The following is a 15647-nucleotide window of genomic DNA, read 5'->3' on the forward strand; positions in this document are numbered from 1 at the left end:
TTTTTTATGTCTCATTGTTGACTTTTCAAATATTGGGAATAATATCCCAATTATGGAAAGAGGCAATAACACTCCACTCACCCAGGCGCTGTACCGGATCCTGAGGCCGCTGGCCCGGCTTCTGCTGCGCAATGGGATCGCCTACCAGCAGTTCGCGGAACTGGTGAAGAGGGCCTATGTGGATGCGGCGCGCGAGGATTTCCAGGGCCGGGATCGCAAGCCGAGTGATTCGCGCACGGCGGTGATGACAGGGCTGACCCGCAAGGACGTGAAGCGCCTCCGGGAACAGTCGGAGGCCGTCAACGGGACCGTTCCTGCCGCGGGCAACCGCGTGCTGCGCGTGGTCAGCGGCTGGGTGCACGATCCGGCCTTCCAGGAACAGGATGGTGCTCCGGCGGTGCTGGCCTTCGACGGTGGCTTCGCGGAGCTGGTACGCCGTTACAGCGGTGACATGACGCCCCGGGCGGTGTTGGAGGAGCTGGAGCGTGTCGGCGTGGCGACCGAGTCCGACGGCGTCCACCTGCTGCGCCGCAGCCTGATCGCTGGGGACGACCACGAACGATTGGCCATCTTCGGCGAGGGCGTCTCGGACCTGGTGCGGACCATGGACCACAACCTTTCCGGTGGCTCACCGCTGTTCCAGCGCACCCTGAGCTACAACCGGGTGCCGGAACGCTGGTTGCCCCAGTGGCGGGCCTATTCCGCGGAGCGCTGCCAGGCGCTGCTCGAGGAACTGGATGACTGGCTGGCGAGGGCGGATGCGGATGTCAGTGGGGAAGGTATGGATGAACCGCTCCATCGGACCGGCGTCAGCGTGTTCCAGTTTGAGGATCCGAGCGGGTCTCCGGAGGCCAATGATGACTGAGTCGACTCTTGAGTGGCAGGTCTCATCGCTGGCCCTTCAGTTACTCTCCGAGCGGGCCCAGAAAGTGATTCGGCATTGGGTCAGCAGTGGTCCGTTCCGGGATGTCACCGGCGCCCCCGGCCTGCTGTACCTCGCTGGTGATGGCGAAAAGAGCTTCGTGAGCCTGGCGGTGGAGGCGGGGTGCCGGGCCTGCACGACCTCGGTGCTGGAGGAAATGACCCATATGGGCATGGTTGAACAGGATTCCGCCGCGCGCGTGCTGTTACGACGCGCGGCCTATGCGCCGGCGGCACCGAGCGCCGGGTCAGTGGTCGGGAGAGAACAGCTGGGGGAAGCATCATGAAACGCAATCGACTGAGTCTGGCCGTATACGCGGCCGTCTTTGGCAGCGTTCTGGGGGTGGGAGGTTGTTTTGGCGGCGGCAGTGGCGGCGGTAATGTGGCCGATGGGGGTATCCGTGGTACCGGTGCCAGCGTTGGGCCCGTGGCACGCTTTGGCAGTGTCTTCGTGAATGGCACGCGCTTTGATACCAGCAGTCTCAATGGCCGCGTGGAAAGTGACGATGGCATCGACCGCGAGGATGACCTTGAGAAAGGCATGATCCTGCGTGTGGAAGGCGAATGGCGGAATAACGGCCGGGGAACCGCCGAGCGGTTGGAGTACGACGACACCCTGCGTGGCAACGTCCAGAACGTCACCGTCGTGGATGCCACTGCCGGCACCGCGGAACTGACGATCCTTGACCAGACGGTACAGGTGGATGGCCAGACCGTGCTGAGGGACATCTCGTTCGCCAGTATCGAGGATCTTGCGGATCAGTTCGTCCGCGTCAGCGGCTGGCGTCTTGCGGATGGCAGTTTCCGGGCCTCGTTCGTGGGCACCCATAGTGGTGGCAGTGACGATGACGTTGAGATTGAAGGGCGTATCGATGCCGGCAGCCTTGATACCGGTGCTCGCACCTTTGCCATCAACGGGCTGATCACCGAGTGGACCAGTACGACGGAATTCGACGATCTGACGGAATCCGACCTCGCTGAGGATCTTGGGGTTGAGGTCGAAGGCCGTTTTCAGGGTGACCGGCTTGTCGCAACGGAGATTGAGCGCGAGGACAGCGCCCGTTACAGCCGGGGCGACGATGACGACCTTGAGATTGTTGGTCCCGTCACAGTCCCCTGGGAGTCGAATGACCGGACCTTCTCGGTGAACGGCATCGAGTTCGACGTGGATGATGACACCGAGTTCGATGACGGGCTTCAGCCCACCGACCTGGTGGCGGGCCGACTGGTGAAGGTCGAAGCCGAGTTCGATGACGGTCGCTGGGTCGCCGAAGAAGTGGAGCAGCGCGAGGCTAACGCCGAGGTGGACGGCACCCTCACCGCAACCCCGGATCGGGATAATGAAATCCTGAGGGTGGGAGGCGTCGAGGTCCGTGTGACGGCCAGCACCGTGATCTCGGATGACGACGATGATGACGGGCGGCGTCTTGGCTTCGACGACCTGAGCGAAGGCTTCTCTTACGAGGTTGAGGGTATCGATCGGGGCAGTGATGGCTATCTGGAAGCCGTGAAGATCGAGCGGGATGACGATGATGGTGAGGGGTTCAATCTGGAAGGTGTCATTACGGATCTTGATCCCAGCAGCGGAGAGAATCGCCTGATTGTCCTTGGACTCAGCATACAGACAAACGTCAGCACCGGGTTTGATAACACCAGCTTTGAAAATCTCACCATTGGAGACCGCGTGGAGGTTGAGTATCAGAAAAGCGGCGGTGACTACATTGCTGAAGAGGTGGAGCTGGAGGATGACGACGACTGATCACTGAAAGCCGTCATCCAGCCACAAAAAACCCCGGCAGGGCGAACCTGACCGGGGTTTTTAACACTCTGGTACGTGGTTACAGCACGTTGTGCTTCACCAGCTTGCGCTTGTTGTGGGCGAGCCCGTCGAACGGGAAGTCGTCCACGCTCAGCATCTCCAGTACTTCGGCCTCGTACTTGCGCATGAACTCGGCGTCGTCCTGGGAGATCAGGCCGGCTTCCAGCCCTGCCTCGAACTTCTGCTCGGGGTGCAGCGCCTCGGCGGGCAGCTCGCCCTTGGCGTGCGCCTTGTCCAGGGTCTTGTAGAGCTTGTCCGCGCGCGGGTAGTCCGCCAGAAGCTGGTTGTAGTGTGCCAGTGGGTTGAAGACCTCGCCCTTCTGTTCAAGCGTGTCCCAGGTGTTGCTGGTGAGCTTGGCGCGCAGCGCGGAGTCCGTGCTGATCGCGCGGGCAATCGCCTGGGTGCGCTTGTCGGAGGGCGCCTTCCAGCGCCGGCCCAGCGGCATGGTGACCCAGCGCAGGGCCACGGCAACCGCCCGATTCGGCAGGTTGTCCAGCAGCTCGTCCAGCGCTTTCTCGGCGCGGTTCAGGAGGTACTCGCAGCTGTAGGCCATGAGCTCGCGTTCGCCTTCCACAGCCTGCCCTTCGTGCCAGTTCTTGAGCACCATGGAGGTCAGGTAGAGGTTGGCGAGCACATCACCCAGCCGCGCCGAGAGCAGCTCGCGCAGCTTGAGGTCCGAGCCCAGTGTGGTCATGGCTGCATCCGAGGCCAGGCCGAAGGCGGCGCTGAAGCGGTTCACGGCACGAGCATAGGGTGCCGCCGCGTTGTCGAAGGGTACGTCGCCACGGCCGAGACCAATGGCCTGGGTGAAGGCGCGGGCGGCATTGCCGAAGACGAGGCCTGCGTGGTTGAAGAAGGCATCGTCGAAGGCATCAATGTCGTCACTGTCCTTGGCCGCCAGCTCATCCAGCACATAGGGATGGCAGCGGATCGCACCCTGACCAAAGATCATCAGACTGCGGGTCATGATGTTGGCACCCTCCACCGTTATGGAGACGGCCGAGCCGGCAAAGGACAGCCCCAGGTAGTTGCGTGGCCCCAGGGTGACAGTCTTGCCGCCGTGAACGTCCATGGCATCGGAGAGGATGTCACGCTGATACTCGGTCAGCTGGCTCTTGAGGATGGCCGAGGGGACGGCGGGCTTTTCGCCGTTGTCGATCATGTTGGCGGTCTGCATCACCGCGGACTGGGCGATGTAGGCCTTGCCGGCGATTCGCGCCAGCGGTTCCTGCACGCCTTCCATGTCCGCCACCGGGGTGTTGAACTGGCGGCGGATGCGAGTGAAGCCACCGGCCAGGCCTACGGCGTAGCGGCCACTGCCACTGGCACCGGAGGGCAGGGTGATGCAGCGGCCCACGGAGAGGCACTCAACCAGCATGCGCCAGCCCTGGCCGGCCATATCCGGGCCGCCGATGATGTAGTCCAGAGGAATGAACACATCCTTGCCCTTGATCGGCCCGTTCATGAAGGGGGTGCCGATGGGCGCGTGCCGGCGGCCGATTTCCATGCCCTCGGTGTCACGCGGGATCAGCGCGCAGGTGATGCCCAGGTCCTTCTGCTCGCCCAGCAGGTTGTCCGGGTCGAACATGCGGAAGGCCAGACCGACCACGGTGGCGATGGGCGCCAGGGTGATCCAGCGCTTCTCGAAGTTCAGGCGCAGGCCGACCACTTCCTTGCCGTCGATCTCCTGTTTGCACACGATGCCGGTGTCCGGCAGCGAGGTGGCGTCGGACCCGGCGCGCGGGCCGGTGAGGCCGAAGCAAGGAATCTCCCGGCCGTCGGCCAGGCGTGGCAGGTAGTAGTTCTTCTGGTCGTCGGTGCCGTACTTGAGCAGCAGCTCACCGGGGCCCAGGGAGTTGGGCACGCCCACAGAAACCATCAGGGACTCGTTCACGGAGAGCTTCTGCAGCACCGCGGACTGGGCGCGGGCGGAGAGGCCGAGGCCGCCGTATTCCTTCGGGATGATCATGCCGAAGAAGCGTTCCTTTTTCAGGTAGTCCCAGACCTCCTTGGGCAGGTCCGCGCGCTCGAAGCCGATGTCCCAGGCATTGCACATGCTGGCCGCCACGGCGCACTGGTTGTCCACGAACGCCTGCTCGTTCTGGGAGAGACCTGTGTTGCGATTGGTCAGCAGACGGTGCCAGTCCGGGCGGCCGGTGAAGAGCTCACCGTCCCAGCCAACGGTGCCCGCGTCCAGGGCTTGCTTCTCGGTCTCAGAGACCTTGGGCGCCACCTTCTTGAACATGGCGAAGGCTCTCGGGGTAAGCCACTGGCGGCGCAGGCCGGGGAGTCCGGCAAAGGCGGTGATGCCGGCGCCGATGAACAGCAGCAGGCTGAACCAGCCGGTGCCCATGAACAGGCCGATGATGCCGACCACGACCATGACGGCGATGGCCGCCGCTGCGCCGGATTCGCGCCGCAGCACGAACAGCAGGCCGGCGAGAGCGAGCAGAACAACAATGAGGAGATCCATAGTGTTTCCCTGTGTTGGCCTTGGAGTTGGATTGTCTGGCTGTATACGATACCAGCAATGCAACGGATTGTATCGCCGTTGGGCCCGCTGATGGCAAGCGTTGTGGCGTTGTTGGCAGGGAAGGGGAGGGGGCTGGTGGTTACAAATCACAACCCGGGATGGCCGGTGGTCGGGGTTTACCTCTGGTCAGAAGTTGTTCAATATGGGAAGTAGACAACCCACCTGAGCGAGGTGAGAGGCATGATTGAAGGCATGAACCCGCAGGCGGCCAACCTGGCCCGGGATAGCGGCGCCCAGCAGTTGCAGTCGCGTGGCGCCCAGGAAAGTGCCAACCAGGGGCCCCAGGCTCGTGAGAATTCAGTCGGCAACACTAATGCCCGGCCAGCGCAGGACGTGAGCGTCCAGATCTCCCAGCAGGGCCTGGATTCCGCTGCCGCCAACAGTGGTGAGGCGGTGCCCGATGCCGCCGCCACGGATACCAATACGGCGTCGACACTGTCCAGCGGTGACTTCGGCAGCGCTGCCAGTGAGACGGGCAACAGTGCCAGCAGCCGTGCCGAGGCCACCAACAGCCCGGGTGGCGGAGCCGTAGCCGGCAACCAGTCGGTCAGCGCGGACGAGCAGCTGGGCACCAATATCGACGTGGAGGCGTAAACCGCCTCCCGCCGTTTTCCTTTCTACTGGCTTTCCGCCAGCGTCGGATAATCCGTGTAACCCCGTTCATCGCCGCCGTAGAAGGTGCTGGCGTCCCACTCATTGAGCGGTGCGTCCTGCCGGAAGCGTTCCACCAGATCCGGATTGGCAATGATCGGCCGGCCGAAGGAGGCCAGGTCACAGCGCCCGGCATTGATGCGTTCAATGGCCTCATTCCGGCTGTAAGCCCCGTTGCCGATATAGGCGCCGGTGAATTCCTCGCGGATGGCGTCGATCACGGATTCCGGGCGGCCGTTCTCATGGTTGCCCTGGAAGGAATCCTCCACCACCTCGATGTAGGCCAGGCCTGCTTCCTGCACCTTGCGTGCCAGAGCCCGGAAGGTACTGTGCGGGTCCGCGTCGAACATGCTGTTGAAGCTTCCGGTGGGGCTGACCCGGATGCCGATGCGTGCCGCTGGCCAGACCTGCTTGACTGCTTCCACCACCATCATCGGGAACCGCAGGCGATTTTCCACTGAGCCGCCATAGTCGTCGGTGCGGTGGTTGCTGCCGGACTTGATGAACTGGTCCAGCAGGTAACCGTTGGCGGCGTGGATCTCGATGCCGTCGAAGCCGGCTTCGCGGGCGTTCTCGGCGCCCTGGCGGTACTGTTCAACAATGCCGGGCAGCTCATCGGCTTCCAGTGCACGGGGCGTGGGGATATCCACCATGCCGGAGTCGGCGCTGATGAACACCTGGGAGCCTTCCGGCTTGATGGCCGAGGGACCCACGGGCAGTTCGCCACCAGGCTGCAGTTCCGGATGGGAAATGCGGCCCACGTGCCAGAGCTGGGCGTGCATGCGGCCGCCGGCCGCGTGGACCGCGTCCGTGACTTTGCGCCAGCCGGTGATCTGCTCCGGGGTGTAGATGCCAGGTGTGTAGGCGTAGCCCTGGCCCTGCTGGGAAACTTGCGTTGCCTCGCTGATGATCAGCCCGGCACTGGCGCGCTGGGCGTAATAGCGGGCGTTCATGTCGCTGGGTACGTCGCCCGGCTGGCTGGCCCGGGCGCGGGTCAGCGGCGCCATGATGATGCGATTGGGCAGCTCGAGATCGCCCAGGGTAAAGGGTTCAAAAAGCACGTTGTCCCCGTTGGTCATCGAAGGGTCTCCTCTTGGTGGTCGGATGGTTTCTGATAGATACGTCTACGACAGAAAACCGAATCCGATTGATGTGCTCTATAAGATGGGGGTGAGAGGAGACCCCTTCAACCGGTCAGCGTGTCTCAGGTTGTCAGTATCATCCGCAATCCCTCCAGCTCCACGCCGGCCCGGTCTATGGCCGCAGTGCCCTGTTCGCGCTGGGCTTCCAGGGCCTCGATCTCGCGGTTTTTCAGTTCATCACTGGTGGCCTGCAGTTCCCTGAGTGCTTCGATTTCGGTGTTGTAGTGGGCCTCCAGGGCCTGTCGGGCGTCGGCGATGGTTTCCGGCAGGCCTGCCTCGGCCTTCTCCCGGATGGCCGGCAGCAGGGCCTCGATGTCGTCGCGCAGGCGCGGCAGGATCTGCTGGGCGTCCTTGCGCTTGATGCGGCCACCGATCTGGTTGAGCTTGTCGTGGGTGAGCATGGCGCTCAGGTCGCGGCCGTCACTGGTCAGCAGCAACCGGCCCGGGGCCAGTGGCAGGAAGCGGCCCACGGCCACGGCGCGCGGGGCGGCGGTGGTGACGCGGTAGAGCGCCTCCAGCATCAGGGTGCCGGGCTGTACGCCCTTGAGCTCCAGGGTGATGAGGGCGGCGTTGCCGAGCTCTGAATCGGTCACCATGTTCATGGCATCGCGCACCATGGGGTGCTCCCAGCTCATGAAGGCCAGGTCCTCCCGGGCCAGCGCCACATCCCGCTCCAGGGTGAAGCTGAGGCCGTCGTCCGGCAGGTGCGGGAAGTGCTCGGTTTTCATATGGTCCGTGGGCCGGATGGTCCACTGTTCCTTGCCGGTTTCCTCGTGGTCGATGCCGTACTGGTCCAGCAGCTGGGTAAGGTAGGCGGCAAGATCGTCCGGCGCCTCGGTTTCCCGGATGGTGCTGATGCTGGCATCGGCGGCTGCCTGTTCGTCCCGGGTGAGGGAGGCGATCAGGCGGCGCTCCTCCTGCAGGCTTTCCTCCTGGGCTTCACGTGCCTGGCGCGTGGCTTCCAGAAGCCCGTCCAGCGGCGCTTCCGGGTCATTGAGGGCGGCGTCGAGCTGTTCCGCAACCTCGTGCTGAACCGCCACGCCCGTGGGGCAGTAGGCCTGGAGGGCGCTGAGGCCCTGCTGGTACCACTGGAAGAGCACCTGCTGGGCTGAGCCAGCGATGTAGGGCACATGGATGTGGATGCGCTCCCCCTGGCCGATGCGGTCAAGCCGGCCGATGCGCTGCTCCAGCAGGTCCGGGTTCTGGGGCAGATCGAACAGCACCAGGTGGCGGGCGAACTGGAAGTTGCGCCCCTCGCTGCCGATCTCGGAGCAGATCAGCGCCTGGGCACCCTGCTCGTCGTCCGCGAACCAGGCGGCGGCGCGGTCGCGCTCGATGATGCTCAGGCGTTCATGGAAGGCGGCGCTGCGGATGCCGGCACGCAGCTGCAGGAAATGCTCCAGCGTCTCGGCGGTATCCGCATGGGCACAGATGACCAGGACTTTTTCGTTGCGGTTGGCCTTGAGCATCTGCTGGAGCCAGGCGACACGGGGATCCTCTGCGAGCCAGGTTTCACTGTCCAGGCCGGTTTCCGGGAAAAGGCCTGCAGTCCCCGCCAGCTGCGCTTGTTCGGCGTAGTCCAGGCCCGCCTCAAGCGGGGCGGATTCCACCACCCGTTCCGGAAAGCCACCCACGTCATCGCGGGTGTGGCGGAACAGGACGCGGTGTTGCTCGGGAAGGCCACCGTGTTCGCGCACCGTCTGCTGGAAGGCCGCGTAGTCGGTGAAGCGCGCGGGATCGATCAGGCGCAGCCGCGCGAAGTGGCTGTCCAGGCCCACCTGTTCGGGGGTGGCGGTTAACAGCAGCACCCCCGGAATCTGCCCGGCGAGCCGTTCCACGGCCTGGTAGCCGGCATCAGCGCCGTCCGGCGTCCAATGCAGGTGATGGGCTTCGTCCACCACCAGCAGGTCCCAGCCCGCTTCCTCCGCGGCGGCCAGGTTGGCCTCGCTGTCACTGAGCAGCGAGAGCGGGCAGAGTACGAACTGTTCGTTCTCGAAGGGGTTGCCTTCCTCGGCCTCCAGGCGTTCCTGGTTGAAGAGCGCGAAATGCAGGTTGAAACGCCGGCGCATCTCCACGAACCACTGGGTCAGCAGTGCGTCCGGCACCACCACCAGCAGGCGTTCGGCCTGGCCGGTGATGACCTGGCGGTGGAGAATCAGCCCGGCCTCGATGGTTTTGCCCAGGCCGGCCTCGTCCGCCAGCAGCAGGCGCGGATGGGGGCGGCGGGCGGTCTGCTCGGCGATCGCGACCTGGTGCGGCAGCAACTGGGTCCGGGTGCCGATGAGCCCGCGAGCCGGCGAAGCCTGGAGTCGTGCCTGGTGCTGCAGGGTGGCATAGCGGAGCTGGAAGTCGCCATTGCGGTCAAACTGGCCGCAGAACAGACGCTGCTCGGGATGCACGAAACGGGCATGGGGGCTGAGCATGACCTCAGTCAGGGTGACCGGTTCGCCGGCCTCGTCCTCGCATTCGTAGGTAAAGAGCCCCTCGGAATCCTCCACTTCGCGCACGGTCAGTGCGCGCTCATGGCGGTCCCTCAGGGTCTCGCCCACGCGGTAGCGCACCCGGGCGAGGGGCGCGTTGTCCATGGCGTAGGTGCGTTCTTCCTCGGCTGCGGGAAAGGCAATGGTAACGCGGCGGCCGCTGACGTCGGTGATCAGGCCGAGGCCGAGATCGGATTCGGTCTGGCTGACCCAGCGCTGGCCCATTGTGAAGGTCATGGAGGCTCCGGACTGGCTGTTTCGGGAGCGCAAACGTAGCGGCTGTGTCGGCTTATTGCAATGCGTGATTGGCCGGGGGTACCGGGCCCGGCTAGAATGCCGGCAGCAGCCCTTCACAGGAGCCGGATTTGGCAGCCAGCGACATGGACACCCGTTATGCCTGAGGCGGACAGCAGCATCCTGGCTGGCCTCTTCGCGGTTTTCTACGTGAGCCTGGCTATTGCGGCCTCCGGGCATGCCATCCTCAAAAAGGAAGACAGCCGCGCGGCGGTGGCCTGGGTCGGCGTTATCTGGCTGGCGCCGCTGATGGGATCGCTCCTTTACCTGATGTTTGGCATCAACCGCATCCGGCGCAGGGCGGCCGAGCTGCGTGGCGAAATGCCCAGGGTGGATCAGGGATCGGCGGTGCGGGCCTATGTGCCCGAAGACATGGGCCGGGAGCTTCCCCGGGAGATGCAGGCGCTGGCCCGCCTGGCCGACCGGGTCTCACGCCAGCCCCTGCTCACCGGCAACCGTCTTACACCGCTGAGTAACGGAGACGAGGCCTATCCCCGCATGCTCGAGGCCATTGCCTGTGCCCGCCAGAGCATCACCCTGAGCACCTACATCTTCAGCAATGATGCCGTGGGCCGGGATTTTGCCCGCAGCCTGGGGCAGGCCGTGCGCCGGGGCGTGAGTGTGCGGGTTCTGGTGGACGCGGTGGGGCTGCGCTACTCCGTTCCCTCGATCATCCGGCACCTGCGCCGTGAGCGGGTGCCCTATGCCCGCTTCATGCCCACGCGCACACCGCTGGCCATGCCCTTCATGAACCTGCGCAACCACCGCAAGATGCTGGTGGTGGACGGCCTGCTCGGATTCAGCGGGGGTATGAACATCGCCGCCGGCAACTGTGTGGAGAGCCAGCCGCGCCATCCCATCCGGGATCTGCATTTCGCCATTGAAGGGCCGGTGGTCGCGGAGCTGCAGACCGTATTCGCCGAGGACTGGGCCTTCGCCTGTCGGGAACGGCTCAACGGCGAACGCTGGTTCCCCAAGCCCTATGCCCCGGGCTCCACCCTCAGCCGCGTTATTCCCGACGGGCCGGATGAGAATCTGGATACCCTGCGTCAGGTCATTGTCGGGGCCCTTTCGGTGGCGCGGCGCCATGTACGGGTCATGACGCCCTATTTCCTGCCTGATGCCACCGTTCAGGACGCGCTCAAGACGGCGGCGTTGCGCGGTGCCACCGTGGATGTGGTTCTGCCACTGCGCAATAACCTGCCGATGGTGGACTGGGCGTGCCGGGGGCAGCTGGAGGATCTGCTCCAATGGGGCGTGCGGGTCTGGTACAGCCCGGGCGAATTCGATCACAGCAAGCTGTTCACGGTGGACGGGCGGTGGTGCATGGTCGGGTCCGCCAACTGGGATCCGCGCAGCCTGCGCCTGAATTTCGAGTGCAACCTGGAGTGCTACGACGTGCGCCTGGCGCGCTCGCTGGAACGGATGGTTGACCAGGTGCGGGCCAACGCGGAGGCGCTTGAGCTGGCCGATCTGCGCAATGCCTGGCTGCCAGTGCGCCTGCGCAACGGCATTGCTCGGCTGATGTCGCCCTATCTGTAAAAGTGTTAATGAATTCGTGGCCTTTGCGCGTGAAACACCCCCCGGAGTCGCGTTATGCTCGCGGGCTCATACATCATTAACACTACAACCGGAGTGTTCCCTATGAAGACCTTCCGACTCCTCGCCGCCGGCCTTGCCATGGCGTTTGCCTTCACCGCCGGCGCCCAGCAGATGGGGCAGCAGGGTGGTGACCAGGTGGATCAGCTGGCCCGCATGATCGATCTCACTGATGAGCAGCAGGAAGAGATCCGTGGCATCCTGGATGAGATGCAGGGTGATATCCAGGAGACCCAGAAGCAGATCCAGCAACTGCAGCAGAAGCTGGACGGCCGGGTTGGCCCGGACTATGACGAGGAAGCCATCCGGGCGGATGCCGAAAAGCTGGGTAATCTTACCGGTGAGATGACAGCGGAAAGCATTCTGCTCCAGTCCCGCGTGGAGTCGGTGTTCACCGAGGAACAGCGCAAAGAGCTGGAAAAGCAGATGCAGAAGCAGCGCCAGCAGATGCAGCGTATGCAGCAGCAGATGCGTCAGCAGCGTAGTCAGGGCCAAGGCCAGGGCCAGGGTCAGCAGTAAGACTGACGCGCGTGATGCGTACGGGTGGTTCCCCGGTCAGAACAGGCTGGGAACCACCCATCAGAACATGCCGGCATCCAGTCCCGCTGCCAGGTAAAGGCCTAGTTCCTCACACTGGGTTATGAATTCCTCCCGGAATTCACCGTGGCAGAGCAACGGCTCCTGCACTGCCCGCCAGCGCAGCCCGGTGGTGATGGTATCGATGGCCTTCAGTGTTCCCGTTCCATCCTTCCCCGCCCGTACAAAACTGGCAAACGGCAGGGCCTGTGTCTGTTCCAGGCAGGGGTAATAGATCCGATCAAAAAAATCTTTTAGCGCCCCACTCATATATCCTAGATTCTCGGTGGTCCCGAGAATGATGGCGTCCGCTGCGAGCACATCGTCCGGACCCGCTTCCAGGGGCGGTATGTGCCGAGCCTCGACGTTTTCGATATCCTCATGACGAGCGCCCTGCAGTACGGCCTCGGCCATGCGGGATGTATTGGGCGACGGGGTGTGGGCGACGATCAAAAGCTGCCTGGCAGTCACTGGGCCACCTCCTGCGGGGAACCAGTCCTTATGGTGGTGCGTATGAGACTCAAGTCAATCCATTCCAGCGCAACGGGGAATCCAAACCTATGAAATACCGTGGCATGAGTGAGCACTTCACCCACGACCAGCCGGCCAGGGTGGGCGTGCTCATCACCAACCTGGGCACGCCGGATGAACCCACCACGCCGGCGCTGCGCCGCTATCTGGATCAGTTCCTCTCGGATCCCCGCGTGATCGAGCTGCCGCGGCTTCTCTGGTGGCTGATCCTGCACGGCATTGTGCTGCGGACCCGCCCGAAGAAATCCGCTGAGGGCTATCGCAGCGTCTGGAGCGAGGACGGATCACCGTTGCTGGTGCACACGCGTGGCCAGGCCGAGGGGCTGAAGCAGCGCCTGCAGTTCCGCTACGGGCAGAACATCGAGGTGGCCTACGCCATGCGCTACGGCAATCCGTCGATCGAATCCGCGATTGAGGATCTGCAGCGCCGGGGTGTGCGCCAGCTCCTGGTTCTGCCGATGTACCCCCAGTACTCGGCTTCCACTACCGGGTCCACCTTCGATGCGCTGGCGCAGGACTTCCAGCAGCGGCGCTGGCTGCCGGATCTGCGCTTCATCAGCCATTACCATGACTTTGAGCCCTACATCGAGGCCGTGGCGCGCAAGATCGAGCGCTACTGGGAAGACAATGGCCGGCCGGACATGCTGGTGCTGTCCTACCACGGCGTGCCCAAGCGCTACCTGCTCAACGGGGATCCCTATCACTGTGAATGCCACAAGACCACGCGGCTGCTGGCCAGGCGGCTGGGGCTGCGCGAGGGTGAGTACATGACCACCTTCCAGTCCCGCTTCGGCAATGAGGAGTGGCTCCAGCCCTATACGGACGAAACCATGAAGTCACTGCCCGGCCAGGGCGTGAAGCGGGTCCATGTGGTCTGTCCCGGTTTCTCATCGGACTGTCTGGAGACCATCGAAGAGATTGATGAGGAGAACCGGGAGTACTTCATGGAGGCCGGAGGTGAGGATTTCCACTACATTCCGGCCTTGAATTCGGACGAGGATCACATCGACATGATCACCACCCTGGTGGAAAAGCATATGCAGGGCTGGACCCTGCCCGAGAACAACCCGGAGGAGCTGGCGGCCAGCCGCGAGCGCGCCGAGGCACTCGGGGCTGACCAGTAGGGCGGGTCAGGCGTCGACCAGATCGAAGCGGATCTGGCGGCGCTCCTCATCCACCTCCCTGAAGCGCACCGTCACCGCCTGGTCCAGCCGGAAGCGGCGCTGGTCACTGGCGATGGTGTGGGTGACCGGGTCGAAGCTGAACTTCTCGGGCAGATCCCGTGCGGCCACAAAGCCCACCAGGCCGGTTTCATCCAGCTTCACCTGGAAGCCTCCGGCGTTGACCTGGACGATGGTGCCGTGGTGCGCCGCGTCCCCCAGGCTGGGGGCGAACTGGCACTTGAGACTGTGCTCCATTTCGTTGACCGCCTGGCGCAGCTGCCACTGGGACTCCTGCAGGGCCTTGAGCACGGACTCATCCCATTCGGGTTTGCCAGCAAGACCCAGGTGGTGGCGGATCAGCCGGTGCACGAAGTAGTCGCTGTACTTGCGCAGAGGCGAGGTCATGGTGGTGTAGAGAGAAAGGCCCATGCCCTGGTGGGGCGCCGCCTGGGTGGCCATTTCGGCGCGTTCGAGCTGGCGCATGACGATGGCCTTCACCGGCAGCTCCGTCTCCAGTGCCGATGCCCGGCGTACGAGGCTGGTAAAGCCCTCCGGTGTGGTCGGGTCAACGTCCAGAAGCTCCGGGCAGTGCTGTTCCAAGAGCTGGCGGATGTTGTCCGCCTTTTCCTCACGCACGCCGGCATGGGTGATGAAGAGTCCATCCCCGCTGCGCTGCTGCAGGAAGTCCGCCGCACAGCGGTTGGCGGCGATCATGCATTCCTCGATCAGCCGGTGGGCGCTGGTCTGGTAGGCTTTCTGGATGCTGCGGATCTTGCGGTTCTCGTCCAGTCGGATGCGGTAGTCCGGCCGTTCCTCGTTGACCAGGGCGTTGGTCTCGCGCCACTGACGCAGGGCCTGCCCCACGGATTTCAGCTGGTTCAGGCTCTCCAGGGTGGTGTCGTCCAGCGCCTGGATCTCCTCGTCAGTCCGGTCCTCAAACAGGGCTGCGACGCTTTCGTACGCCAGCTTGGCGCGGGAGCGGATAGTGGCGGCGTACAGCTGGTAATCGCCCATGTTGCCTTCGGCGTCCAGCTGCAGGTCACAGACCAGTGCCAGCCGGTCCCTGCCCGCCATGAGCGAGCCCAGGTCCTGGCTGATGGCCGAGGGCAGCATGGCCCGGGGCTGGCCGGGGAAGTAGGCGGAGCTGGCGCGCAGCCGTGCTTCCTGTTCCGTGGCTCCATCCTCTGGAAGCAGCGCCGCTGGGTCCGCAATGGCGATGCACAGGCGCCAGCCCCCTTCCGGGCGAGCCTGGGCCATGACGGCGTCGTCCATGTCCTGGGTGCTGGGGGCGTCGATGGTGACGAAGGGCAGATCCGTCAGATCCTCACGCCCGGATGTGGCCTGTTCAATGGCCGCCTCCGAGAGTGTGGCGATTTCTTCGTTCACCGCCTCTGGCCATTCGTCGCGCAGCTGGTATTTGGCCATGGCGTAGCCGCGCTCGATGCCCGGGTCCGACTCGTTACCGATAACACTCAACACCTCGGCCTGGGCGTTGCCGCTGCTGAACGGATGACGGGTGACCCGGGCATGGACGAAGTCGCCGTTCTTCGCCTCGTTGCGCTGTTTCGGGGGTACGAAGAACCAACGGCTCAAGCCGTTGATGTCCGGCGCCACAAAATGGCCCTTGCCCCGGACCACGTACTGGCCGATGAAGGTATCCAGTACCCGCTCATCGACGCTCTCAAGCTCCCCTGCCTGCTTGCCGCCGTTGCCCTGGGTGATCTGGATCTGGACGCGGTCGCCCAGCAGTACCTTCTGGGCTTCGTCCTTGGGCAGATAGATGTCGCGGCCGTCATCCAGGGTGACGAAACCGAAGCGTCCGGTGACGCGCTTGATGGTGCCTGCAAACAGCTCCTTGTCGGACTGGATGTCGGAACGGAGCTGCTGGAGCTGGTTCAGGGCGTCGCTGTTCAGCATTGAGAGAATAACCTGTCAGTA

Annotated in this window: 12 protein-coding genes; 7 read left to right on the forward strand and 5 right to left on the reverse strand. The window is 64.1% G+C overall.

Translation table 11 applies throughout. The features are described from left to right. Nucleotides 1–52: 52 nt before the first annotated feature. Genes GLW01_RS03975 through GLW01_RS03985 form a run of 3 tightly spaced genes read left to right on the forward strand, consistent with a single transcriptional unit; the run spans nucleotide 53 to nucleotide 2680 of the window. Nucleotides 53–865 carry a DUF6502 family protein gene (locus tag GLW01_RS03975; protein WP_160898205.1) on the forward strand — a complete coding sequence of 271 codons (813 nt, stop codon included), beginning with the start codon at nucleotides 53–55 and terminating at the stop codon, nucleotides 863–865. After that, the gene (locus GLW01_RS03980) at nucleotides 858–1208 is read left to right on the forward strand and encodes a hypothetical protein (protein WP_160898206.1); all 351 of its coding nucleotides are present in this window, start codon (nucleotides 858–860) and stop codon (nucleotides 1206–1208) included. Before GLW01_RS03975 ends, GLW01_RS03980 begins: the two co-directional genes overlap by 8 nt. After that, nucleotides 1205–2680: a DUF5666 domain-containing protein gene (locus tag GLW01_RS03985; protein WP_160898207.1), complete on the forward strand. Its 1476-nt coding sequence runs from the start codon at nucleotides 1205–1207 to the stop codon at nucleotides 2678–2680. Before GLW01_RS03980 ends, GLW01_RS03985 begins: the two co-directional genes overlap by 4 nt. A gap of 79 nt (nucleotides 2681–2759) precedes the next feature. Here the strand turns inward: GLW01_RS03985 and GLW01_RS03990 are convergent, their stop codons facing one another. Further along, complete coding sequence (locus GLW01_RS03990; RefSeq protein WP_160898208.1) at nucleotides 2760–5213, reverse strand: acyl-CoA dehydrogenase; 2454 nt, start codon at nucleotides 5211–5213, stop codon at nucleotides 2760–2762. Between the two features lie 240 nt (nucleotides 5214–5453). Between GLW01_RS03990 and GLW01_RS03995 the strand changes: the two genes are divergently transcribed. Next, nucleotides 5454–5867 (forward strand): hypothetical protein, encoded by a 414-nt coding sequence (locus GLW01_RS03995; protein WP_151440130.1) that lies wholly within the window; start codon nucleotides 5454–5456, stop codon nucleotides 5865–5867. Nucleotides 5868–5890: 23 nt separating this feature from the next. Here the strand turns inward: GLW01_RS03995 and GLW01_RS04000 are convergent, their stop codons facing one another. Further along, nucleotides 5891–7003, reverse strand: a complete 1113-nt coding sequence (locus tag GLW01_RS04000) for an alkene reductase (protein ID WP_160898209.1) — start codon at nucleotides 7001–7003, stop codon at nucleotides 5891–5893. A gap of 125 nt (nucleotides 7004–7128) precedes the next feature. Continuing rightward, nucleotides 7129–9783 (reverse strand): RNA polymerase-associated protein RapA, encoded by a 2655-nt coding sequence (gene rapA / locus GLW01_RS04005; RefSeq protein WP_160898210.1) that lies wholly within the window; start codon nucleotides 9781–9783, stop codon nucleotides 7129–7131. Nucleotides 9784–9939: 156 nt separating this feature from the next. On the opposite strand from rapA, the gene GLW01_RS04010 reads away from it, so the two are divergent. After that, nucleotides 9940–11382, forward strand: coding sequence for a phospholipase D-like domain-containing protein (locus tag GLW01_RS04010; RefSeq protein WP_160898211.1), 1443 nt, complete (start codon nucleotides 9940–9942; stop codon nucleotides 11380–11382). 102 nt (nucleotides 11383–11484) lie between these two features. Continuing rightward, the gene (locus tag GLW01_RS04015) at nucleotides 11485–11958 is read left to right on the forward strand and encodes a Spy/CpxP family protein refolding chaperone (RefSeq protein ID WP_151440126.1); all 474 of its coding nucleotides are present in this window, start codon (nucleotides 11485–11487) and stop codon (nucleotides 11956–11958) included. Nucleotides 11959–12018: 60 nt separating this feature from the next. Here the strand turns inward: GLW01_RS04015 and GLW01_RS04020 are convergent, their stop codons facing one another. Beyond that, the gene (locus GLW01_RS04020; protein ID WP_160898436.1) at nucleotides 12019–12429 is read right to left on the reverse strand and encodes a flavodoxin family protein; all 411 of its coding nucleotides are present in this window, start codon (nucleotides 12427–12429) and stop codon (nucleotides 12019–12021) included. Nucleotides 12430–12575: 146 nt separating this feature from the next. On the opposite strand from GLW01_RS04020, the gene hemH reads away from it, so the two are divergent. Continuing rightward, nucleotides 12576–13670 carry a ferrochelatase gene (gene hemH / locus GLW01_RS04025; protein ID WP_160898212.1) on the forward strand — a complete coding sequence of 365 codons (1095 nt, stop codon included), beginning with the start codon at nucleotides 12576–12578 and terminating at the stop codon, nucleotides 13668–13670. Nucleotides 13671–13676: 6 nt separating this feature from the next. On the opposite strand, the gene GLW01_RS04030 is transcribed toward hemH, so the two are convergent. Further along, nucleotides 13677–15626: a VacB/RNase II family 3'-5' exoribonuclease gene (locus GLW01_RS04030; RefSeq protein ID WP_160898213.1), complete on the reverse strand. Its 1950-nt coding sequence runs from the start codon at nucleotides 15624–15626 to the stop codon at nucleotides 13677–13679. Nucleotides 15627–15647 lie beyond the last annotated feature (21 nt).

This window comes from Vreelandella halophila, assembly GCF_009856365.1.
GTDB classification, from domain to species: domain Bacteria; phylum Pseudomonadota; class Gammaproteobacteria; order Pseudomonadales; family Oleiphilaceae; genus Halospina; species Halospina utahensis_B.